The organism is Streptomyces sp. NPDC003042 (genome assembly GCF_053591315.1).
The window spans coordinates 81,680-103,692 of the sequence record NZ_JBSFTP010000001.1 but is presented as its reverse complement, the minus strand read 5'-3'; the positions used below and the strand labels follow the sequence as shown (position 1 = coordinate 103,692).

18 protein-coding genes and 2 tRNA genes are annotated in these 22,013 nt (G+C 73.1%); 8 read left to right on the top strand and 12 right to left on the bottom strand.

Annotation, left to right across the window (positions count from 1 at the left end; translation table 11 throughout):
* Positions 1–2: 2 nt before the first annotated feature.
* The 4 genes from ACWDYJ_RS00450 (at position 3) to ACWDYJ_RS00435 (ending at position 2,565) form a co-directional block, all read left to right on the top strand.
* The gene (locus ACWDYJ_RS00450) at positions 3–650 is read left to right on the top strand and encodes a DUF3566 domain-containing protein (protein WP_451563201.1); all 648 of its coding nucleotides are present in this window, start codon (positions 3–5) and stop codon (positions 648–650) included.
* Positions 651–768: 118 nt separating this feature from the next.
* Positions 769–842: transfer RNA gene (locus ACWDYJ_RS00445), tRNA-Ile, on the top strand.
* 148 nt (positions 843–990) lie between these two features.
* Entirely contained in the window at positions 991–1,125 is a 135-nt protein-coding gene (locus ACWDYJ_RS00440) for a DLW-39 family protein (RefSeq protein WP_451563200.1), read from the top strand.
* A 123-nt stretch (positions 1,126–1,248) separates the two neighbouring features.
* The gene (locus ACWDYJ_RS00435; RefSeq protein WP_451563199.1) at positions 1,249–2,565 is read left to right on the top strand and encodes a hypothetical protein; all 1,317 of its coding nucleotides are present in this window, start codon (positions 1,249–1,251) and stop codon (positions 2,563–2,565) included.
* Here ACWDYJ_RS00435 and ACWDYJ_RS00430 read toward each other — a convergent pair.
* Positions 2,562–3,794, bottom strand: coding sequence for a protein kinase domain-containing protein (locus ACWDYJ_RS00430; RefSeq protein ID WP_451563198.1), 1,233 nt, complete (start codon positions 3,792–3,794; stop codon positions 2,562–2,564). The two genes, ACWDYJ_RS00435 and ACWDYJ_RS00430, sit on opposite strands and share 4 nt — an antisense overlap.
* A gap of 31 nt (positions 3,795–3,825) precedes the next feature.
* Positions 3,826–4,374 (bottom strand): helix-turn-helix domain-containing protein, encoded by a 549-nt coding sequence (locus tag ACWDYJ_RS00425; RefSeq protein WP_451563197.1) that lies wholly within the window; start codon positions 4,372–4,374, stop codon positions 3,826–3,828.
* A gap of 178 nt (positions 4,375–4,552) precedes the next feature.
* Here ACWDYJ_RS00425 and ACWDYJ_RS00420 point away from each other — a divergent pair.
* Positions 4,553–4,625 (top strand) — tRNA-Ala (locus ACWDYJ_RS00420).
* Between the two features lie 61 nt (positions 4,626–4,686).
* On the opposite strand, the gene ACWDYJ_RS00415 is transcribed toward ACWDYJ_RS00420, so the two are convergent.
* From ACWDYJ_RS00415 to ACWDYJ_RS00380, 8 genes are all read right to left on the bottom strand, one after another.
* Positions 4,687–5,364 (bottom strand): response regulator, encoded by a 678-nt coding sequence (locus ACWDYJ_RS00415; protein ID WP_451563196.1) that lies wholly within the window; start codon positions 5,362–5,364, stop codon positions 4,687–4,689.
* A complete protein-coding gene (locus ACWDYJ_RS00410; RefSeq protein WP_451563195.1) occupies positions 5,364–6,542 on the bottom strand; it encodes a sensor histidine kinase in 1,179 nt (392 codons plus the stop codon). Before ACWDYJ_RS00410 ends, ACWDYJ_RS00415 begins: the two co-directional genes overlap by 1 nt.
* Before the next feature lie 4 nt (positions 6,543–6,546).
* Positions 6,547–8,760 carry an MMPL family transporter gene (locus tag ACWDYJ_RS00405; protein WP_451563194.1) on the bottom strand — a complete coding sequence of 738 codons (2,214 nt, stop codon included), beginning with the start codon at positions 8,758–8,760 and terminating at the stop codon, positions 6,547–6,549.
* A 230-nt stretch (positions 8,761–8,990) separates the two neighbouring features.
* Positions 8,991–9,926 carry a GHMP family kinase ATP-binding protein gene (locus ACWDYJ_RS00400; protein ID WP_451563193.1) on the bottom strand — a complete coding sequence of 312 codons (936 nt, stop codon included), beginning with the start codon at positions 9,924–9,926 and terminating at the stop codon, positions 8,991–8,993.
* Positions 9,923–12,157 carry a thioesterase domain-containing protein gene (locus ACWDYJ_RS00395; protein WP_451563192.1) on the bottom strand — a complete coding sequence of 745 codons (2,235 nt, stop codon included), beginning with the start codon at positions 12,155–12,157 and terminating at the stop codon, positions 9,923–9,925. The genes ACWDYJ_RS00400 and ACWDYJ_RS00395 overlap by 4 nt, the downstream gene beginning before the upstream one ends.
* A complete protein-coding gene (locus ACWDYJ_RS00390; RefSeq protein WP_451563191.1) occupies positions 12,154–13,353 on the bottom strand; it encodes an ATP-grasp domain-containing protein in 1,200 nt (399 codons plus the stop codon). Before ACWDYJ_RS00390 ends, ACWDYJ_RS00395 begins: the two co-directional genes overlap by 4 nt.
* The gene (gene argH, locus ACWDYJ_RS00385; protein WP_451563190.1) at positions 13,350–14,849 is read right to left on the bottom strand and encodes an argininosuccinate lyase; all 1,500 of its coding nucleotides are present in this window, start codon (positions 14,847–14,849) and stop codon (positions 13,350–13,352) included. The genes ACWDYJ_RS00390 and argH overlap by 4 nt, the downstream gene beginning before the upstream one ends.
* Complete coding sequence (locus ACWDYJ_RS00380) at positions 14,846–15,928, bottom strand: cysteine synthase family protein (RefSeq protein WP_451563189.1); 1,083 nt, start codon at positions 15,926–15,928, stop codon at positions 14,846–14,848. Before ACWDYJ_RS00380 ends, argH begins: the two co-directional genes overlap by 4 nt.
* 180 nt (positions 15,929–16,108) lie before the next feature.
* On the opposite strand from ACWDYJ_RS00380, the gene ACWDYJ_RS00375 reads away from it, so the two are divergent.
* Positions 16,109–16,843 carry a thioesterase II family protein gene (locus ACWDYJ_RS00375; RefSeq protein WP_451563188.1) on the top strand — a complete coding sequence of 245 codons (735 nt, stop codon included), beginning with the start codon at positions 16,109–16,111 and terminating at the stop codon, positions 16,841–16,843.
* Here ACWDYJ_RS00375 and ACWDYJ_RS00370 read toward each other — a convergent pair.
* Positions 16,809–18,239: a class II 3-deoxy-7-phosphoheptulonate synthase gene (locus ACWDYJ_RS00370; protein WP_451563187.1), complete on the bottom strand. Its 1,431-nt coding sequence runs from the start codon at positions 18,237–18,239 to the stop codon at positions 16,809–16,811. The genes ACWDYJ_RS00375 and ACWDYJ_RS00370 overlap by 35 nt on opposite strands.
* Before the next feature lie 197 nt (positions 18,240–18,436).
* On the opposite strand from ACWDYJ_RS00370, the gene ACWDYJ_RS00365 reads away from it, so the two are divergent.
* Positions 18,437–19,984: an anthranilate synthase component I family protein gene (locus ACWDYJ_RS00365; RefSeq protein WP_451563186.1), complete on the top strand. Its 1,548-nt coding sequence runs from the start codon at positions 18,437–18,439 to the stop codon at positions 19,982–19,984.
* Complete coding sequence (locus ACWDYJ_RS00360) at positions 19,981–20,565, top strand: anthranilate synthase component II (protein ID WP_451563185.1); 585 nt, start codon at positions 19,981–19,983, stop codon at positions 20,563–20,565. Before ACWDYJ_RS00365 ends, ACWDYJ_RS00360 begins: the two co-directional genes overlap by 4 nt.
* On the opposite strand, the gene pdxR is transcribed toward ACWDYJ_RS00360, so the two are convergent.
* Complete coding sequence (pdxR, locus tag ACWDYJ_RS00355) at positions 20,555–21,967, bottom strand: MocR-like pyridoxine biosynthesis transcription factor PdxR (RefSeq protein ID WP_451563184.1); 1,413 nt, start codon at positions 21,965–21,967, stop codon at positions 20,555–20,557. The genes ACWDYJ_RS00360 and pdxR overlap by 11 nt on opposite strands.
* Positions 21,968–22,013 lie beyond the last annotated feature (46 nt).

Here is a 22,013-nt window from a genome sequence, read left to right as displayed (position 1 = left end):
GCGTGAGTGGAGCCACGGGCGCCGGACCGGCCAAGACTGGAGCGAACGGTGCCCGTGGCCCCGCCGCGGACTCCCAGGGGGGAACCGTGACGGACACCCGAGGACCGCAGCCGAAGCCGCAGTCGCAGCCGAAGCAGCAGTCGAAGCCGCAGGCCGCCGGTCAGGACAGGGCCGGTCAGGACAGGGCCGGTCAGGCGCACAACCCCCCGCAGGCTCAAGCGGCGCCCACGGGCCCGAGTGGGCAGCGGGGGCCCCGCACGGGGATCCGTACGGCGCCCAGGACGCGCAAGGCGCGGCTGCGGGTGGCGAAGGCCGACCCGTGGTCGGTGATGAAGGTCAGCTTCCTGCTGTCGATCGCCCTGGGCGTGTGCACGGTCGTCGCGTCGGTGGTGCTGTGGATGGTCATGGACGCCATGGGCATCTTCTCCACCGTCGGCGGCACGATCAGCGAGGCGACCGGTTCGAACGAGAGCAACGGATTCGACCTCCAGTCCTTCCTGTCGCTGCCGCGCGTGCTGATCTTCACCTCGGTGATCGCGGTCATCGACGTGGTGCTGATGACGGCGCTGGCGACGCTGGGCGCGTTCATTTACAACCTGTCCGCGGGCTTCGTGGGCGGCGTGGAACTCACGCTCGCCGAGGACGAATGAGCGCTTCGGTGACCTGCGCGGACTGTGCGTAGGAGGCCATACGGGGGCGGCGGCCCCAGCGATTTTGGAGCTGCCGCCTCCGTGCGCTAATCTTCAGATGTCAGCGCGCAGCGCGGATGGGGCTATAGCTCAGTTGGTTAGAGCGCATCCCTGATAAGGATGAGGCCACAGGTTCAAATCCTGTTAGCCCCACAGTGTCGAAGACCCCCAGGCCCCAGGCCTGGGGGTCTTCGTCGTAGGGCCTGTTGGGGGCTTCCCAGGTAACCGATCGGTATCGGTCGGTGTGTATTGTTGGCGGCCAGAAGTCCCCAACGTCAACGAAAGACGAGGTCGCGCGGTGTTGAAGAAGCTGCTCCTGGTCGCACTGGCCGCCGTCGGCGGGCTCCTCGTGTACCGCCAGATCCAGGCGGACCGCGCCGAGCAGGACCTGTGGACGGAGGCAACTGACTCCGTGCCCTCTGGTTCCGGTGTGTGAGACCCAAGGCTGATCTCATGAAGCCCCGGCTGCCGCTGCGGCCGGGGCTTTGTGCTGTTCTGTGACAAAAAGTTACGTTATGCAAAGATTTGGCTTGCGTCAGCAAAACTCGGGGTGGGCGTGATGGTTCGGGTACGGACGACGGTATGGGCGGGGGCGGCGGCTCTGGGCCTGGTGGCGGGGCTGCCGGGGGCGGGGCACGCCCACGCGGACGGCACGGCGCCGCAGCCGTTGCCGACGTACAGCGCCGCGCGCGACGCGAAGAAGGTGGTGGGCAAGCCCTCCACCGCGGACGCGCCACTGATCCAGGCGGGAAGCGTCTACGAGGACACCCTCGGCCCCGAGGAGCGTGTCTACCAGCTCTTCCTGGAGCAGGACCAGTCCAACGTGTACGTCTCCGCCGTGGTGCGGCCCGAACCGGGCGCCAAGATCTCCTACAGCGACGGCATCGAGGTGGAGATCATGACCACCGCCGGGCGGACCTGCCCGGGCAGCTCCGGTACGGCCGACTTCGGCTACGACCCCGTCCCGATCAGCGCCGTCGGCGTGCGGTGGGGCAAGGAGGACGCCGACTGCGCGCCGGGCGGCACCTACTACGCCAAGGTCACCCGTACCTCGGCCAAGGACTCCGACCAGAAGCCCTGGCCGCTGGAGCTGCGGGTCCAGCGCGAGCCCGGCCGCGACGCCGGCGGGCCCACCGCCGCGCCCAGCGCCTGGCCGTCGGCCTCCCCGGTGCTGCCCGGCAAGGAGGCGGTGCCCCGTACCGGGGGCACCGGCTTCAACGACGCCCGCGCCCTGGACAGCGGGGTCTGGCGGGACGAACTGCGGCCGGGCCAGACGCGCTTCTACCGCGTTCCGCTCGACTGGGGCCAGCAGCTCGGGCTCGGCGCCGAACTGGCCGCCGCCCGGATGACCAAGCAGTACGGCTCCGCCTCCAACGGGCTCACCGTCTCGCTGTACAGCCCCTACCGGGGGCTGGTCTCGTACAAGGACGCCTCGTACGACGGCAAGCAGGCCGGGCTGACCCTGGAGAAGACCCCTCCCGTCGCCTACGAGAACCGCTTCTCCAGTGACCGGGAGGCGCAGCACGTGGGCATCGCCGGCTGGTACTACATCGTGGTGACCATGGGCGGGAAGGTCTCCGAGTTCACGCAGGACGCCGCTCCGGTCCCGCTGACGCTGCGGATGGAGGTGACGGGCACCGCGGGCCCGGCGCCCGCGTACAAGGCGGGCCTGGCGGCGGGCGGGTTCGGGGTCGGAGCCGCCGACCGGGTCGCCGCCAAGGACGGACTCACCGCCCCGGAGGCCGTGGCGGCGCAGGACACCGCCTCCGCGATGCGGATCGTGGCGGGTGCGGGCTTCGGGACCGGGACGGTGCTCCTGCTCGTGCTCGGGGGCTGGATGCTGCTGGCGCGCGGCGCTCGCCGCCGCCCTGCTTAGAGCCGGGTCAGTGCCCAGACGCCCACCGCGAAGCAGAGCAGGGCGGCGGTGAGGATTCCGGCGGTGACCTTCCCCGGGGGCGGCGCGATGCGGCCCGCCGGGACGGGGTGGTGGACGGGCGGTGCGGTCGGCGGCGAGAGGTGGAAGCTGCCGGTCTGCGAGGGCCCGTAGCCGGGCGGCGGCCCGAACGCCGTCGGGGCCGTCGGAACGGCGGGAGCCGTCGGGGTGAGCGTGCCGCGCGGGTCCGTACGGGTCGGCTCGCCCGGCGACGCGCCCGCCGTGGCGGCCGCGGCGGGGCCCGGCGGGACCGGGGCCGCGGTGGGTGGCTGCGAAGTCACCGCGGCGCTGCTCAGCGGCCCCTGGGGGCCGAAGCCGGAAGGCAGCGGCCCCAGTTGGTCGAACACCTCCACCGGGTCCTCGTCCGGCGCGGAGGGCGGCAGCAGCTGGGCCGCCTCGGCAAGGGCCTTACGAGCCCCTGTGGCCGTCCGGAACCGGCTCTGGGGGTCGGGTCGCAGGAGGTTCGCGATGACGTCCCACAGCGGCGCCGGGACGCCCTCGGGCGGTCCGGGGATGCCGTGGGCCAGGAAGTGTTCCACCAGGGCCTGGGAGTCGGGCTTGCGGCCCTGCAACAGGTAGAGGGCGACCAGCCCGACGGCGAAGAGGTCGGCGGGGAAGTCGGGTTCGGCGCCCAGCAGTTGCTCGGGAGCGAAATAACCGGGCGTGCCCACCACGTAGTTGGTCTCGGTCAGCCGGGGCTCGCCCTTGCGCATGGAGATGCCGAAGTCGGACAGCCGCAGGTGCGGCCGTCCGGTTCCGGTGGCCTCCATCAGGATGTTGGCCGGTTTGATGTCGCGGTGGACGACGCCTTCCGCGTGCACCGTCGCCAGCCCGGACAGGAGCTGGTCGAGCAGCGTGCACACGAAACGGGGCGGCAGGGCCCCGTAGTCCCCGATCACATGGGCGAGGGAACCGCCGGAGACCAGGTCCATGGTGAACAGGACCTTGTCGTCGTCCGCCGCCCAGCTGGCCGGGGCCAGCACGTGCGGGTGATCGATGCGCAGCGCCTGCTCGCGCACGAAGCGCAGCAGGGTGTGGGCGTCGCTCTGCAGCAGGACCTTGGCGGCGACGTACCTGCGCCGCCGGTGGTCCCAGGCGCGCCAGACGGCGCCCGCGCCACCGCGCCCGATCGGATCGATCAGTTCGTACCGACCGGCGAAGACCTCACCCATCGCTGTGCCCGTCCCCCGTCACCCGCACGTGTCAGTTCTGGTGGGCCTCGTAGTGGGCCACCGCCTCGGCGGTGCGACCCGCGCCGTACACCCGGAGGAACTCTGCCAGTTCCGGGTGGGTGGGAGCGAGCGTGTTCGCCGCGTCGATGATGTCTCCGGCCGCGGAGACCGAGCGCAGCAGCGACTGGATCTCGCGGACGACCCGCTTGACGGTGGGCGCGCCCGAACCGGTGGGGGTCTGGCCGCTGCCGCTGAGGACGGAGCCGCCCTGGGTGTTCTTGATCTCGTCCATCCGGTCGGTGGCCTCCCCCGCGCTGACGCTTCCGGCCGCGACCTGTCCGGCGAGGTCCTGAAGGGCCTGGACCCGCTGGACCACGGCCGGGTTGCCGATCTTGGCGCGCTGGCCGCTCATCAGCTGGGACAGCATCGGAGCCGACAGTCCGAGGACGGCAGCGAGGCGAGCCTGGTTCAGGCCGAGGTCATCTATGAGCCGTCGGAACAGTGCGCCGAGCGGCTCCCCGTACCAACTGCGCTGAAGCTCTCTGGCCTTGGCCGTAGCCTCTTGCTGAACAGCGTCCACTCTTACTACTCCCCTTCGCTGGTGCGAACCTCGCGAGCATCTTACGGAGCGTGGTCGCGGGGCGGGAGTCCCTGTTATTTTTGTGGGATGAGGGGGTGCGCGAGATGAGGGGGTGCACCGGGTACTCTGTTCTGCGGAACAACCGCACCCCACCGGGGACGGTCGCGTCCGGTTGCCCGGGGCCTTAGCTCAGTTGGTAGAGCGCTGCCTTTGCAAGGCAGATGTCAGGAGTTCGAATCTCCTAGGCTCCACCTCGAAAGACCCTTCTCACCTGCGGAAACGTTGGGAGAGGGGTCTTTTTCATGCTGTTCCTCAGCCGGTGCCGCGGTCCGGACGGGTGAGGAGGCCGCGTTCCAGGGCGACGACCACCGCGTGGGTGCGGTCGCTGACGTCGAGCTTGGCGAAGACGCGGAGCAGATGGGTCTTCACGGTGGCCTCGGCGATGACCAGGCGCCTGCCGATGTCCGCGTTGGACAGCCCGTCGGCCACCGCGTTCAGTACGTCCAGCTCGCGGGCGGTCAGCGACACCGGGGCCGGCTGGCGCATCTTGGCCACCAGGCGTTCGGCGACCCGGGGAGCCAGGACCGTCTCGCCGCGGGCCGCCGAGCGGACGGCGTCCACGAGCTGCTCGCGGGTGGTGTCCTTGAGCAGGTAGCCGATGGCGCCGGCCTCGACGGCCCGTTCGATCTCCACGTCCGTGTCGTAGGTGGTGAGGATCAGGACGCGGGTCGGGGCCGGGCCGGCGACGATACGGGTGGTGGCGGCGACCCCGTCCAGGACCGGCATCCGCAGATCGATCAGGGCCACGTCGGGGCGCAGCTCCTCGACGAGGGCGACGGCCTCGCGGCCGTTGTCGGCCTCGCCGACGACGGCGATGGAGGGTTCCGGTGCCAGGAGGGCGAGGACCCCTGCGCGCATCACCGAGTGGTCGTCCACCACGATGACCCGGATGGGTCCGCTCGCGGGGGTGGGGCCGGGTGTCGTCGTCATCAGGGCTGTCCGTTCGTGTGGATCGTGGCGAGGATGCGGGTGCCGTCCCCGAGCGAGCTGGTCACTTTCAGCTCACCGTCGAGTTCCGCGAGGCGCTTGCGCATGCCGTCCAGGCCGAAGCCCCGGGAGTCCTCGACCACGAACCCGCGTCCGTCGTCGGTGATCTCCAGCTCGATGGCGTGCGGGTGCTGGGTGAGGGTGACGCCCACCGTGGTGGCGGCGGCGTGTTTGCGTACGTTGGCCAGTGATTCCTGCGTGCAGCGCAGCAGGGCGATCCGGGTCTGCTGGTCGCAGTCGATGTCCGGCGGGAGCTCGGCCTCGACGGTGAGCCCGGTGTCCTGGGTGAAGCGGTCCAGGGTGCGGCGCAGGGTGACGGCGACCGAGCCGGGGGCCAGGCCGCTCTGCGGGGCGGAGCCGACCAGGACGCGGGCCTCGGTGAAGTTCTCGCGGGCGGTCTGCTCGATGGAGAGCAGCTGCTGCGCGGTGCGTTTCGGGTCGGAGGTGACGGTCGAGCGGGCCGCTTCCGCCAGCACGATGATGGAGGCGAAACCCTGGGCGAGGGTGTCGTGGATCTCGCGGGCCAGCCGCTCGCGTTCCTCGACGGCGCCCTGTTGCCGGTGGGCCTCGGCGAGGCGGGCCTGGGCGCTCTCCAGCTCGGCGCCCAGCAGCCCGGCCCGGGCGTCGCTGTCGGCCTGGAGCCGGTGGATCAGCAGGCCGATCAGGACCGAGGCGGCGTAACCGATGAAGACGAAGACGACGTTGCCGGTGAGGGACTCGTCGCTGCGCAGGGTGCTGCCGACCGCGGTGGCCGCGGCGGCGGCTCCGCTGAGGACGATCGAGGCGCGGACGCCGGAGGCGAAGAGCCAGAACTGCGGGAGGGAGACGATGAACAGGGCCGCCCCGCCGCCCGGCAGCCCTCCCATCGCCCCGAGGCCCAGGGCGAGGAGGGCCAGGTACGCCTGCGGCCGCAGCAGGGGGTTGTCCGGGAAGCGCCGTACGCAGGTGTAGGCGGCTGCGAGGACCGCCAGGAGGGCCAGGGCCCCCCACTTGGGTGCTCCCGAGTCGTTCTCCACCCCGATGACCGAGGGGATCAGGCCGAGGAGCACCCAGGCCGCGGTGTACCAGCTGTGGAACCTCTGCACGGTCAACCTGTCGGTGAACTGCGGCCGTTCGTTCATGGGGTCAGCCTACTTTTGCGAGCTGAGGTTCCGTTGAGGCGGCGGAGCGGACCCGGCGCATTCCGCGCGACGGCCACCAGTTCCACTCGCCGAGCAGCAGCATCAGGGAGGGCAGGATCAGGATGCGGATCACGAAGGCGTCCAGGAGGACGGCCGCCGCGAGGCTGAAGCCGATCTGCTTCATCTCGATCAGGTGCAGGGCGGCGAAGCTGGCGAAGACCGTCACCATGACCACGGCGGCGCTGGTGACCACGCCGGCCGAGCTGCCGATGCCGTCCAGGACGGCCTGGCGGGTCGGGGTGCCGTTCATGGCGGCTTCCCGGATCCGGCTGATCACGAAGACCTGGTAGTCCATCGAGAGCCCGAAGAGGATGACGAAGAGGAAGAGCGGTACCCGGGCTCCGATGGAGCCGGTGGACTCGAAGGCGAGGATGCCCTCGGCCCATTCGTTCTGGAAGACGAGCACCAGCAGGCCGAGCGAGGCGAGGGCGGAGAGCAGGTTGAGGACGATGCCGATCAGGCCGAGGACGATGGAGCGGAAGGCCCACACGGTCATCGCGAAGGTGACGAGCAGCAGGGCGCCGATGATCAGCGGGAGCTTCTGCTTCTGGTGCGCGGGGTAGTCGGCGTTGCGGGCGACGTCGCCGGTGACGGCGCTCTCGATCCCGGTGAGCCTGCCGGCGGTGGCGGGGAGCAGCTCCGTACGCAGCTTCCTCAGGGACGTGTGGGCCTCGGCGCTGCCGACGGGGTGGGCGACCGCCATCTCCAGCATGGTGATCCGGCCGTCGGGGGAGGTGCGCAGGATCGGCCGGCCGCTGATCGCGGGGTCCTCGGCGGTGGCGCGGTCGGCGAGCTCGGTGAGGGCGGCGGCCACTTCTTCGCGGCGGTCGGCGTCCGCCTTCACGAGGACCTGGTGCATCGAGTTGAGCTCGGGGTAGGCGGCCATCGCCCGGTCGTAGGTCTGCATGGCGCCGATGGCGCGCGAGTGGGTGTCGCGGCCCATCTCGGTGAGGTTGAGGTTGAGTACGGGCAGGGCGAGGGCGACCATCGCGAGGGTGGCGACCGCCAGGGTGGCGACGGGGTGCTTGGTGGTGGGCCGCAGCACGGCGGCGGTGATCCGGCCGGTGCCGGTCTTCGACTGCCTGACGCGCGGCGTGCGGCCCTTGGCGGCGGCGCGGGCCTCCTTGCGGGCCCGGCGACGGTCGGCGCGCTCGCCGAGCTTGGCCAGCAGGGCGGGGAGCACGGTCAGCGAGCTGAGAACGGCGACCAGGGAGACGACGATGGCGCCGGTGGCGATCGAGGAGAAGATCACGTCGTCGGCGAGGAACAGGGTGGCGCTGGAGATGGCGACGGCCAGTCCGGAGACGACGACCGCGCGGCCGGAGGTGGCGGCGGCCAGTTCGACGACGGCCTGCGGGGTGAGGCGGCCGCCCGCACGGGCCCGCTCCTCACGTTCCCGCTTGAGGTAGAAGAGGGTGTAGTCCACGCCCACGGCCAGGCCGATCAGCAGGATCACGTTGGTGCCGACGCCGGCGTCCGGGAAGGCGTGCGAGGCGAGCATCGACAGGCCGACGGCGGCGATGATCGAGGAGATCGCCAGCAGCAGCGGGACGAGGGCCATGGCGATGGAGCTGAAGACGACCAGCAGGGTGATCAGGGTGACGGGGAGGGCGATGACCTCGGTACGGGCCAGGTCGTCGTCGCGGAGCCCGTCGACGCCCTTGCTGATGGAGGGGGAACCGACCTCCTCGACCCACAGTCCGGGGTAGGCCTCCTGGACAGCCGCGGTCTGCGCGAGGAGGGCGTCCACGTGCTTCTTGGCGTCGAACTCGGCGCCCTTCATGGTGACGTCCACGCGGACGGCGGAGCCGTTGGAGGCGGGCACCGGGTCGGCCACGGCGGCGACTTCGGGCAGGGCCCGCATCCGCTCGCCGATGTCGCGGGCGGCGGCGTCGGCCTGGGTCCGGTCCAGCTCTCCGGTGCCGGGCTTGGCGTGGATCAGGACGCGCTCGACGGGCTTCTGCTGGAGGCCGCCCTCGGTGGCGATGGCCTCGGCCCGGCCGGCCTCGCCGATCCGGAAGTCCTCGCTGGTCGCGGGGTTGGCCCCGATCGCGATTCCCGCCCCCAGGCAGAGAACGACGAAGAGGAGCCAGCCGGTGATGGCCCGCCAGGGGTTGCGGGCACTCCATCGGGCCATGCGTACGGTGGGGTTCGTCATGCTGTACATGCTGGTCGGAGCAGGGGTGCGGCCGACAGGCTCGACCGGTTGAACCTGGGGTCCACCGACTGGTGGACCCCAGGGGGGTGGTTCGAAGCGGAAGCGGAACCTGTCCCCTCGTGGGACGTACGAAGGCCCCCGGGGCGAGCGTGGTCGCTCGCCCCGGGGGCCGGTGCGCGCCCGGGTACGGGGTGGACCCGGGCGCGGGTCGGGTGGAGCCGGGGCTCCGGTCAGTGGAAGCTGAGGGTGCGGTAGACCGTCACGTTGCCCACGAGCTCCTGGCAGAGCTGCGCGGCGGCGGCGAGGCGGGCGGGGCAGTCCGGGGCGTCGGTGTCCATGAGGATGCCCAGGGTGGTGCCGCTGTGGCCGACCACCACGCCGAGCCCGCCGACCTCCTCGCAGATGCCGGCCATCGGCTCCAGCGACCACTTGTGGCGCAGCACCTGGTTCATGCGGGCGCTGGCGGTGGCGACCCGGCCGACCTCGGCCAGGTCGCGGGCGGCGACGGCGTCGGTGACCCGGTGCAGCAGGCGCGCGTACTCCCGCTTGTCGGCGGCGGTGAACGGTTTGGGGATGTTGTTGAAGGCGACCGTGTCGACGGCGCCGCCCTCGTCGACGCCGACCACCGCCATGGACGGCAGGGACCCGAGCCGGGCCCGCAGGCGGACACTGCGGTGGTGGAAGGCCACCACCGAGGAGTACAGCACCCCGTCGGTCGGCTCGATGCGCGCGAGGTACGACTCGATGCGGCGCGGGGGCATCGGGACGGACAGCGCGTTGGCGACGGCCCGCGCGGTGGCCACGAGGTCGGCGGAGGAGCTGGCCAGGCCCTTTCCCTCCGGGAGGGTGCTGTCGATGCGGAGCAGGCCGCCGGCCGGCAGGCCCTCGTCCTGAAGGATCATGGAGGTGAGCCGCAGGGCCTTCTTCTTGTGCGGCGGCCACACCTGCAACTCCGTGTCTGCGGGGCGCACTTCGAAGCGCGCCATGGACCAGCGGGCCACCGGCAGGGTGACCAGGAAGTTCCCGTCCTCCTCGGGGAGCACCCCCTGGAGCAGCTCGCCGAAGGTGCCGAAGGCGGTGCTGACGCCGGTGGCGGCGACCTGCCGGTAGCCGCCGGCGGGGCCGGCCGCCGGGCTGACCGGCGCGGCCGTCTGGGTCGTGCTCATCCGGTGGTCCTCCTCACCACGGCGGCGGTCTCCGCGGCCCTGGTGCCGGGGAAGTAGTGCCCGCCCTCTTCGAGTTCGTGCAGCGTGACGTGGTCGGCGACCGACCGCCACGCCAGGTGTCCGGGTACGGCCGCCGCCGTCCAGGCGTCGTCGCGGGCCACCACCACCTCCACCGGGGCGTCGATCCAGTGGGCCGCGGGGTCCTGGTGGATCCGCAGCAGGTGCCGGTTGGCGGTGTTCACATCGTGCCGGTAGGCACGGGCGACGGCCGCCGCACGTGCCTCGGCGAACGCGTCGAGTTCCACGTAGGCGTGGTCGGCGCGCAGCCGGTTCAGCAGGGTCTCCCGAGTGGCCGTGCCGGTGTCGGCCAGCTCCGTGCGCAGGGCGTGCGGGGTGGGCAGCAACTGCGCGCCGAGGAAGACGCGGTCGGCCGGGCGGCCGGCCTCCTGAAGGAGCCGGGCGGTCTCCAGGGCGGCGGCGGCGCCCGAGCTGTGGCCCCACAGCAGGACGGGTGTGGTGACCTGCGCGAGGATCTCGTCGCGGGCACGGCGGGCGATCACCGTCACGTCCTGGAGGGCCTCGTCCTCGGCGGCGAAATCGTGGCCGGGCAGCTCGGCGGCCAGTACGGCGATTCCCGCCGCCTCCAGCTCGGCGGCCAGGGCACGGAAGTTGAGGGCGCTGCCGCCCGCGTAGGGCAGGCACACGAGGGTGTGGTGTGCGGCCCGGACGGGGAGCAGCGGGTGCAGCAGGGGCGGAGCGGTGTCGCGGGGCGCGCCGTGGTGGCGGCGCTCCAGCAGGTCGGCCAGGTCGGCCAGGACCGGGTGCGCGACGAGTTCCTTCAGCGTGAGGGCGCGCTCCAGACGGACGATCACCCGGACCGCGGCCAGTGAGCTGGCGCCGAGGGCGAAGAAGTCGTCGTGGCGGCCGATCCGCTCCAGCGGTACGCCGAGGACTTCCGCCCACAGCATGGCGAGGCGGCGTTCGGTGGCGGTCGCGGGACCGGTGTGGCCGGCGCCGCCGTGGCCGAGGGTGATGGCGAGTTCGGCGAGGGCGTTCGCGTCGGGTGTGCCCGTGCCCGTGCGGGGCAGTCGGCCGAGGTGGTGCAGGTAGCTGGGGACCAGGGGGGCGGGCAGGGTGGCGGCCAGGTGGGCACGGGCCTGCTCGACGGTGACCGTGTGGGCGGCGTCGGTGGTGAAGAAGGCCACCAGGTGGCGGTGGATCCCGGCGTCCTTGACGGTGATGACGGCCGCCTCGCGGATGCCGGGCACGGCGAGCAGGCTCCGCTCGACCTCACCGGGACCACGCGGTCCGGGGCCAGCCGCGACGGGGGCGGGCGCCTCCGGGGCGGGCGCGCCGACCCAATCCCGGGCGGGCTGCGGGACCTCGACCCGTGGGGGCGTGGCCCGGTGGGTGCCGGGCTGCGGAGCGTCGGCCTCGGGGGTCGGGGGCGGGGGGTCGTGGGGGGCGTGGGCCGGAGGGCCGGGGTGGAGGGCGTGGGGCTCGGGGGCCCAGGTCCGGGCGGCTGCGGCTTGGGGGGACCGAGCCTGGGGGGCTACTGGGTGTGGGGGTGCGGGGGGGAGTGCTTCGGTTGGAGGGGTCCGCGGGTCGCCGGGCTGTGGAGTCCCGGACTGTGGAGTCCCGGGCTGGGCGGCTTCGGGGTCGTGGGGGGCGTGGGGGTCGTCGGCGAGGAGGCGCAGCGCGGTGAGGTGGTGGCCGGCGAACCTCTCCGCGTACGCGGAGTCCACCGCGTGGGGGTCGTAGCGCAGCCGCAGTCCGAGACGCGGCCCGTCGCCGGTGAAGGTGACGCGCAGCGCCTCGCCCTCCCCCAGCGGCCCGTCCGAGCCCGGGGTCAGGCCGAGGACCACCTCGGGCCGCGATCCGTCGGCGGGAGCGGCCCGTCGCAGGGCGGTGGCCGTGGTGGCGGCGAGTTCCGCCCAGGTGGAGGGGGCCACGGTGAGGTGGAGCACCCGGGTCGAGCGGCCGTCGGTGAGGCCGGTCAGCAGTTCCGGCTCGGCGGCCACGGTGGCCAGCACCCGGGCGTGGGCCGCGCCGAGCAGTGCGGCCAGTGGCGTGCCGAGGGCGGCGGCGGCCCGGTGCAGATCGGCGGCCGTCCCGGCGGGTACGGGGACGTGGTGGGTGCCGGTGCGGGCCGGGCCGGCCGGGGCGGCGGCGGCCGGGGCGGGCCGGCGGGGGAGCCGCGTACGCGAGGGGGCAGTGGGTGCGCCTTTCATCGGTGGGTCTCCTCCACGGTGATGTCGATCATGGCGGCGGCGGCGGAAGCGCGGGCCGTCGCGGTGGCGGGGTCGGGTCCGGCGGCGACCACGACGGCCAGGCGGTCCTGGAAGGAGTGCGTCACCCGCACCTCCCGGCCCACGGCGGTGGTCACGGAGGCCGCGGCCACGCCCGGCGCGGCGCTCGCGTCGGCCAGGCCCGCGACGGCCGTGACCCGGCCCTCGGCGGGGAGCCGCACGAAGCGGACGGCGGCGTGTCCGGCAGCCGTTCCGGGTACGGCGGCGGGCTGTCCGGCGGCCCGCGCGATGACGGTGTCCACCAGGTCCACGCCGGTCGCGGCGCGCACGGCGACGGGGATCATGCCCCCGGCCAGGCGGGGGTTGACCTCGATGACCACGGGCCCGTCGGGGCCGAGGCGCAGCTCGGTGTGGGCGGCTCCGTAGTGCAGCCCCAGCGCGGCCACGGCCCGTACGGCGGTGGTGGCGAGGGCGTCGGCGACGGGGGCGGGGACGGGGGCGGGCACGTCGTGGCCGGTTTCCACGAAGTACGGCTCGGGGCCGACGTGCTTGGCCACCACCGCCACCACGGCTCCGTCGAAGGTCTCCACGGAGAACTCGGGGCCGAAGACGGTCGCCTCCACCAGCACGGTGGTCGAGCCCTCGGCCAGCAGCCGCCCGGTCCAGGCCCGGGTCTCCTCGGCGTCGGCGCACAGCCGCACGCCGATGGAGCCGGAGCCGCTGACGGGTTTGACGACGACGGGGAACCCGATCCGGGCGGCGGCCCCGGCCGCCTCCGCGGCGTCGGAGACGGCCGCGAACCGCGGTACCGGCACCTGGGCGGCGGCGTGCAGGGCCCGCTGGGTGTCCTTGGAGCGGCAGCGGGTGACGGCGTCGGCGTCGGGGCCGGGCAGTCCCAGCTTGGCCGCGGTCCGGGCCGCGAGGGCGACGTAGTACTCGGAGCTGGAGGCGATCCCCGCCGGGGCGAGCCGGGTGGCGGCCTCCAGGACGGCCTGCGGATCGGAGGTGTCCAGCAGCACCGTGTCGATGCCGTCCCGCGCGACGTACGGGTACCGGGAGGGGTCCCGGGTCAGCAGCACGGGCCGCAGGCCCCGGGCCCGGGCGGCGGCGCAGAAGTCCCGCCCGGTGCCGGTGGTGTTGCTCTCCAGGAAGGTGAACGAGGCGCCGCCCGTGGTCATGGTGTCTCTCCCGTTCCGTGCTGTGCGATGACGGCCTCCACATCGGCGCCGAGGCGCAGGGCGGCGTCGCGCAGACCCTCCCGGTAGGTGGTGAGCCAGGCGCCGTGCCCGGCGAGCAGGTCCCGCAGGGTGGTGACGATGGCGGCGCATTCGCCGGGGCCGCCGCCGCGGTCCAGGTCGGCGACGACGTCGGCCAGCGTGGGCAGTGCCCCGCCGAGGTCGGCGACCCCGTCCGGGGTTTCGATCTTGGTGAGTTCGCCTTCGCCGGAGGCGATGGCGTCCCGGACGGCCGCGCCCACCACGTGGTGCGCGGTGCGGAAGGGTACGCCTTCGCCGACGAGCCGGTTGGCGATGACGGTGGCGGTGACGAAGCCCTCCCGGGCCCGCTGTTCCATCCGGTCGGTGACCGGCCTGGCGCCGGAGACCAGGACCTGGGCGAGGAGTACGGATTCGCGTACGGCGACCAGTGCGGGCCAGGCGACGGCGACGGCTTCGGTGCCGACCTCGATGGAATTGGTGAAGGGCGTGGATTTGCTGGCGGACGCCGACGCGGTCCAGGCGCCGACCGCCCAGGCCGCCTTGGCCTTGACGTGTTCGAGCAGGAACGCGTTGCGTTTCTGGGGCATGGCCGAGCTTCCGCCGACGAGCCTTTCGGGGAATTCGACGAACCCGAACTCCTGGGTGCTCCACAGCTGGAGGTCGGTGGCGAGCCGGCTGAGAGTGACGGCCGCCGAGGCGATCACGGCCAGGCCGCGCAGCATGGTGTCGCGGGAGGCGACCGCGTCGGTGGCGTGCAGGGTCGGGCCGCCGCGGAAGCCGAGCAGGGCGGCGGTGCGCTCGGGGCGGATCGGCAGGTCGGTGCCGGCGACGGCGCCGGCGCCCAGGGGGCAGCGGTCGAGGTCGTCGACGGTGTGCCGCAGCGCGGTGATGTCGCGGTCCAGGGCGGTGGCGATCCCGGCCAGGTAGTAGCCGTAGCTGATCGGCATGGCGGGCTGGAAGTGGGTGTAGACGGGCATCACGGCGCCCTGGTGGCGGCGGGCGCGGGAGAGCAGGACGGCCTGGAGGCGCAGGATCTCGCCGAGCAGGTCTGTGAGTTCGCCACGCAGCCGCATGGCGGTGACCGTGGCCTTGATGTCGTTGCGCGAGCGGGCGGTGTGGACCTTGCCGCCGATGTCGGAGCCGAGTTCCTCCACGAGGTAGCCCTCGTACATGAGGTAGAGGCCACGGGGGGCCTCGCGGCCGGTGAGTTCGGCGAAGCCGCTCTCCCGCAGCCGGCGGACCCGCTCCAGCAGCGCGGCCGCGGCGGGGCCGGGCAGCAGCCCGCTCTCGCCGAGCATGACGACGTGGGCGAGGTCGACGGTGCTGGTGGCCTCCAGCTCGCGGCGGACGGCCTCGGGGCCGGGCTCGCCGTAGACCACGCGCCGGGTGCGGGCGCCCAGGAGCTGCGTCAGCCGCCCGGTTCCGGCATCCGCGGTGGAGGCGGTGGAGGCGGTCATGCGCCCACCCCCACCGGCTGGACGGCGGCGGCCGGGCGGGGCACGGCGCCGGGGACCTCCTCGTAGGCGCGGCGGTCCCAGGCGAACCGGGTCCACCGCTCGCCGGCGGTGTCGGGGCCGGTGGTGGGGACGGGCCCCGACAGGGCGCCGGGCCGCTCACGCAGCGGGTGGCCGTGGTCCTGGAGCCAGGCGTCGTCGTAGACGGTGGCCTGGTAGCGGTAGCCCTCGTCGGGGAGCATCACCACGCCGGTGCGGTAGGGGTGACGCTCGGCCCACCAGCGGGCGACGAGGTAGGCGGCGCCGCTGGTGGGGCCCTGGAAGAGGGCGTGACGGGCGTGCAGGGCGCGGGTGGAGGCGTAGGCCTCGCCGGCGGTCAGCCAGTGCACCTCGTCGAAGACGCGGTGGTCGAGGTTGGCGGGCCACAGGCTGTTGCCGAGGCCACGCAGTTCCCGGGAGCCGTCGGCCTGTCCGAACAGCACGCTGTGGTGGCTGTCGACGCCGATGGCCTCGGTGTGCGGGGTGTGCTCGCGCAGGGCCCGTACGGTGCCGCACATGGAGCCGCCGGAGCCGACGGGGCCGATGAGGGCGTCGACGGTGCCCAGGGTTCCGGTGAGCTGGTCGGCTACGAGGCGGTAGGCGCCCGGGTTGCCGGGGTTGCTGTACTGCTCGGGGCAGAAGGAGTCGGGCAGTTCGGCGCGGATCTCGGCGAGCCGGCGCAGCCGGGCCTCCTGGAACCCGCCGACCTCGGCCGGTTCGTGGCAGATCTCGACGCGGGCGCCGAGGTCGGTCAGGCGCCGGTACAGATTGGCGTCGATGGCGGGGTCGCTGACCAGGATGAGCTCGCGGCGCATCAGGGCCGCCTGCATGGCCAGGGCGAGCCCGAAGGTGCCGGAGGTGGTTTCGACGATCACGGTGTCGGGGCCCAGCTCGCCGCTCTCCTCGGCCTGCTTGAGGATGTGATGGGCCGGGAGCAGCTTCATCAGGGTGAATGCCGCGCCGTACAGGTTCGGGCCGAGCCGGATCAGCCGGGGCATCATCGTGGCTTCGGCGATCGAGGGGAAGGCGGAGGTCGCCGTCATGGAATCTCCAGGGACAGAGGTCGGCGTGGCGGACTGACGTCACTGTGCTGAAGGAGCCTGACAGCGGACTGACAGGACTCCCGCCGGACGTCAGCGGGCCGTCAGCGGGAGCCGGGACCATCGCGCCGTCGGAAGTGTGCGGACGCCGTGGAACGGCAGGGTGGGGCAGAGGTGGCAGGCATGGTGTGGACACAGGTGGTCGACGCGCGGCCGTTCGCGGAGCGGCGGGTGGTGTGCTTCCCGCACGCGGGCGGCTCGCCGTACTTCTTCCGGTCCTGGGCGAAGGGGCTGGGCGACTGCGAGGTCCACGCGGTCTGCTACCCGGGACGCGCCGAGCGGTTCTCCGAGGAGTGCGCGGCCGAACTGGTGCCGATGGCGCGGGAGATCGCCGCCGAGCTGCTGGCCTCGGCCGATGAGCGGCCGGTGGCCTTCTTCGGGCACAGCATGGGCGCGATCGTGGCCTACGAGGTGGTGCGGGCGCTGGAGGAGGCCGGCTCGGGCGTGGCGCACCTGTTCGCGTCAGGGGCGAAGGCGCCGCATCTGATGGCCGGGGACCCGGCGGCGGCGGCTGCCTGGGACCGGGAGTCGATCGGCCGGACGCTGGTCGAACTGGGCGGCACGGACCCCGAGTTGCTGAACAACGCCGGGTTCGTGGAGCTGGTGATGCCGTACATCGGGGCGGACTTCCGGATGCTCGCCGCGTACGAGGGCCGGCCGCGGTCGCCGCTGGGCTGCCCGGTCACCGCGATCGTGGGCGACGCGGATCCCCGGGTGACCGCCGCGCAGAGCGGTGCCTGGCGGCAGTCGACCCGGGGGCCGGTGGAGGCGCTGACGGTGCCCGGCGAGCACTTCTACCTCGCCGAACGGCCGCCGTTCGGGCTCATCGAAGAGGCGCTGCGTCCGCTGCGGAGCTGACCCGCTGGTGGTGAGGCGGGCTAGGGGGTGTTTCGCGGAGATCCGAGAAACACCCCCTAGGGGCCTCCCGGTACATCTCGGCGAGGCGGAAGGCCAGGTCGAGGGACTGGGTGTGGTTGAGGCGGGGGTCGCAGGCCGTCTCGTAGCGGTGGGGCAGGTCCTCGGGCCGTACAGCGTTGCCGCCTCCCGTGCATTCGGTGACGTCGTCGCCGGTCAGTTCTACGTGGATGCCGCCGGGGTGGGTGCCCAGGGAGCGGTGGACCTCGACGAAGCCGTTCACCTCGTCGAGGACGGTGTCGAAGGAGCGGGTCTTGTGCCCGGTGGGCGCGGTGACGGTGTTGCCGTGCATCGGGTCGCTGACCCAGCAGGGCAGGGCGCCCTCGGCGGCGACCTTCTCCACCAGGGTGGGAAGCATGTCGCGGATCTTGTCGGCGCCGGCCCGGACGACGAAGGTGAGGCGGCCGGGCTCGCGGTCCGGGTCGAGCCGGTCGAGGAGGGCGAGGACGGTGTCGGCCTCGGTGGCGGGGCCCAGTTTCACGGCGATCGGGTTGTCGATCCGTGAGAAGAACTCGACGTGGGCGCCGTCCAGGTCGCGGGTGCGCTCGCCGATCCACAGCAGGTGGCCGCTGGCGGCGTAGGTGCGGCCCGTCTCCGGTTCCGTGCGGGTCAGCGCCTCCTCGTAGTCCAGCAGCAGGCCCTCGTGTCCGACGAAGAACTCGGCGGTGCCGAGCTCGCGGGTGTCGACCCGGCAGGCCCGCATGAAGGCGAGGGTGCGGTCGATCTCGTCGGCGAGGGCCTCGTAGCGCTCGCCGGCGGCGGAGCCGGCGACGAAGCCCCGATTCCAGGCGTGGACCTGGTGCAGGTCGGCGAAACCGCTGGTGGTCAGGGCCCGAACCACGTTCAGGGTACGGGCGGAGGCCTCGTACATGACGCGCAGCCGCTCGGGGTCGGGGGTGCGTGCGGCAGGGGTGAACTCCAGGCCGTTGACGGCGTCGCCGCGGTACGAGGGCAGTCTCAGCCCGTCGAGTTCCTCGTAGGGGCTGGAGCGCGGCTTGGCGTACTGCCCGGCCATCCGGCCCACCTTGACCACCGGCAGGGCGGTGGCGTGGGAGAGCACGACGGCCATCTGGAGCAGGGTCTTCAGCTTGCCGCGGATGGAGTCGGTGGTGACCTGGGCGAAGGTTTCGGCGCAGTCGCCGCCCTGGAGCAGGATCGCCTCGCCGCGGGCGACGGCCGCCATCTTCAGGCGCAGCTGTTCGCATTCGGCGCCGAAGACCAGCGGAGGCGCTTCGGCGAGGCGGCCGGTGACGGCGCGCAGGGCTGCCGGGTCGGGCCAGTCGGGTTGCTGGGCGGCGGGGAATGCGCGCCAGGACGATCTGTTTTTGTTTTCTCCCATGGCCTCAGTTACCCACCGGGGCCCGGGAATGGTCAAGCATTTTGTAAATGGACCGCATCGGGGGTGTGGAATTGGTCTGGCGGTGGTTCGGAGAAAGTTGATTCACTCATTCCGACGGAAACCGAATTCAGGGGGAGTTCACATTGTGGGATTCACACGTTCCAAACGGTTCAAGCGGTCCGGGTGATTCCGGTCTTTTGCCGGTCGAGGTACGGGTCGGCGTCGAGGAGCTGGCCCGGCACGCCCCGCTGGAGCTGTACGCGGCGCTGAGCGCGGTGCTGCCCGAGCAGGAGGTGTTCCTGTTCGAGAGTCTGGAGGGGGCGGCGCCGGACCGCCGCTCCGCGGTCGTCGGCTTCGGACGGCTCGCCGAGATCCGCGTCCACGCCGACCGGGTCGAGGTGGACGGCGCCGCCCCGGCGCTCAAGCGGGCGCTGGCCGGCGCGGTCGAGGCGGCCGGGCTGGCCGCGGCGGCCCCGGCGGCGGACGGGCCCGCCGCGGGCTGCCCGGTGGCCCACCACCCACTTCCCGAGGGGCCGTACGTCTTCCGCTTCGAGCGGTCCGAGCAGGTCTGGGACGCGCTCGGCCGGGCCCAGGGGCTGTTCTCGCTGACCACCGACCTCCCGCGCGAGCGGTACGCCTTCGGGTTCCTGACCTCGCTGGCGTACGAGTCGGCCTGGCACATGGAGGAGCTGCCGGAGCGGACCGGCGGCGACGGCGGACGTCCGGACATCACGCTCACCCTGTTCCGGGACACCGTCTGGTACGACGTCAACGACGGGCGGGTGCGCCGGCTGCGCGCCGACAGCCCGGCGTTCGCGGGCCTGCCGGAGCCGCCCGAACTGCCCGAACTGCCCGCCCCGGCGCAGGCGCGCCCGGTGGCCGCGGACGGGTATCCCGAGGCGCCCGTCCCGCGCTCCGTGCGCGACAGCGTCGACCGCGAGACCTTCCTCGGCTGGGCGGCGCGCTGCCTGGAGCACATCGGCGTCGGCGACGTCTACCAGATCCAGATCGGCCACCGCCTCGACGTGGAGAGCGACCTGACCCCGCTGGAGGTGTACCGGCGGCTGCGCGGCCGCAACCCCTCTCCGTACATGTACCTGATGCCGCAGGCCGGACGGACCCTGATCGGTGCCAGCCCGGAGCTGTTCTTCCGGATCGAGGACGGCGCGATCGTGATGCGCCCGATCGCCGGCACCGCCCGCCGGGGCCCCGACGACGAGGTCAACCAGCGCCGCGTCAAGGAGATGCGGCAGAGCACCAAGGAGCAGGCCGAGCACATCATGCTCGTCGACCTGTGCCGCAACGACATCGGCCGGGTCTCGCTGCCCAGCACCCAGCCGGTGGACCGGCTGATGGAGGTGGAGACCTTCTCGCACGTCTTCCACCTGGTCTCCACGGTCAGCGGTCGGCTGGAGCCGGGGACGGACGTCTGGGACGCGGTACGGGCCACCTTCCCGGCCGGGACCATGTCGGGCGCGCCCAAGGTCCGCGCCATGGAGATCATCGACGGCCTGGAGAGGGAGAGCCGGGGCGCCTACGCGGGGGCGGTCGGGCTGGTCGACGTACGCGGCTGGAGCGAGCTGGCCCTGTGCATCCGCACGATCGAGTACGACGGCCACCGGTACTCCACGCAGAGCTCGGCGGGCATGGTCGCCCAGTCCGACCCGGAGTCCGAGTGGCAGGAGACGCTGGCCAAGATGGGGGCCGCCTACTGGGCGCTCACCGGTGAGGAGCTGCTGCGGTGAAGGTGCTGCTGATCGACGCGTACGACAGTTTCGTCCACATCATCGACCAGTACCTGCGGGTGCTGGGCGCGGACACCGAGGTGGTGCGCTCGCGGACCCGGACGCCGGGGCAGCTGGCCGACCTGGAGCCCGACGCGGTGGTGCTCGGGCCGGGCCCGGGGCATCCGGCGCGGTCCGGACACGTGGAGCTGGTGCACGAGTTCGCCGGGCGCGTCCCGGTGCTGGGGGTGTGCCTGGGGCACCAGGCCATCGGGCTCGCGTACGGGGGCCGGGTCGAGGTGGCCGGGCAGGTGATGCACGGGCGCACCAGCACCGTCCGGCACGACGGCGCGGGCCTCTTCGAGGGCCTGGGCCACAGCGTGGAGGCCACCCGCTACCACTCGCTGCTGGTCGCCGACCCGCTGCCCGAGCCGCTGGTGACCACGGCCGTGGCCGCCGACCACGGCTACGTGATGGGGCTGCGGCACCGCACGCTGGCGGTGGAGGGCGTGCAGTTCCACCCGGAGTCCATCATGACCACCGGCGGGCTGACCATGATGGAGAACTTCCTGGCGATGCGCTGCGGCGCCCTCACCCCCTGAGGACCGCCGCCAGCTCCCGGGCCGCCTGGTCCGCGCCCGACCTCGGCAGATGCGCGTGCCCGACCACGAGTGCGGGCGCGCCCTCGCCGGGGCGGGCGTGGCAGGCGGCCGCCCCCGTGAGCAGCACCGAGCGGCGCAGCGCCCCGGCCACCAGCGCCGCCTCGTCGGTGTGCCGGGGCAGCGTCACGTACGCGTGCAGTCCCGCGGCCCGGCCCCTCACCGTCGCCCCCGGCAGGTGGCGGCGTACGGCCTCGCACAGTGCGGTGTGCCGGTCGCGGCACAGGGAGTTCAGCCGCCGCAGGTGCCGGTCGTACGCGCCGCCGCGCAGGAACTCCGCGAAGGCCAGCTGGGTGAGCACGTCGGTGCCCAGGTCCTGGCGGGCGCGGGCGCGCAGCAGCCGGTCCAGCAGCGGCGCGGGCGCGGCGAGCCAGCCCAGGCGCAGCCCGGGGGCGAGGGTCTTGCTGACGGTGCCCGCGTAGACCACGTGGTCGGGTGCGAGCCGCTGGAGGGCCAGCGGCCGCCCGGCGCCGCGCTCGTACCACAGGCCCCGGTCGTAGTCGTCCTCGATGATCAGACCGTCGACCTCGCGCGCCCACCGCACCAGGATCTCGCGGCGCTCCGCGGAGAGCGTGGACCCCGTGGGGAACTGGTGGGCGGGAGTGAGCAGGACGGCCCGTATCCCGGACGCGGCCAGGGCGGCCACGTCGACGCCCTCCCCGTCGACCGGCAGCGGGACCGGCCGCAGGCCGCTCTCGCGGACGAACCGGCGCTGGCCGGGGTGGCCGGGGTTCTCGATGCCGAGGGCGTCGATGCCCAGCTGCGGCAGTACGGCGGCGAGCAGGCCCAGCGTCTGGGCGAACCCGGCGGTCACCATCACCTGCCCGGGGCTGCTGCGCACGCCGCACGTCCGGCCGAGGTACTGGGCGAGTTCCACGCGCAGCCGGGGATCCCCGGCGAGCGGAGGGTAGTCCAGGGCGGCCGGGTCGGCGGAGTGCAGGGCCCGCTGGTAGCCGGCGAGCCATTCACGGCGCGGGAACTCGAGGACGTTGCGGCCGCCGGGGCGCAGGTCCCAGCGGACGGACGGGGCCGCGCGGGGCAGGTGCCCGTCGTCCAGCAGGGAGGGGACCGGGGGCGCGGCCCCGGCGCGGTCCAGATGGCGCACGACTTGCGTGCCGGCGCCCTGGACCGCCTCGAGGTAGCCCTCGGCGACGAGCTGCCCGTACGCCTCGACCACGACGCTGCGGGAGACGCCGAGGTCGTCGGCGAGCCGGCGGCTGGAGGGCAACCGGGTGCCGGGGTGCAGAATTCCCTCGGTCACCTCTTTCTTGATGAATTGCTGGATCTGCGACGTCAGCGGAACATCAGATTCCCTGACGAGGGTCACCGCGGCGTGCAGGACCACTGGTTTCTCCTTCCGTTTGCGGCCGTCCGATTTCATTCCCGTCGAA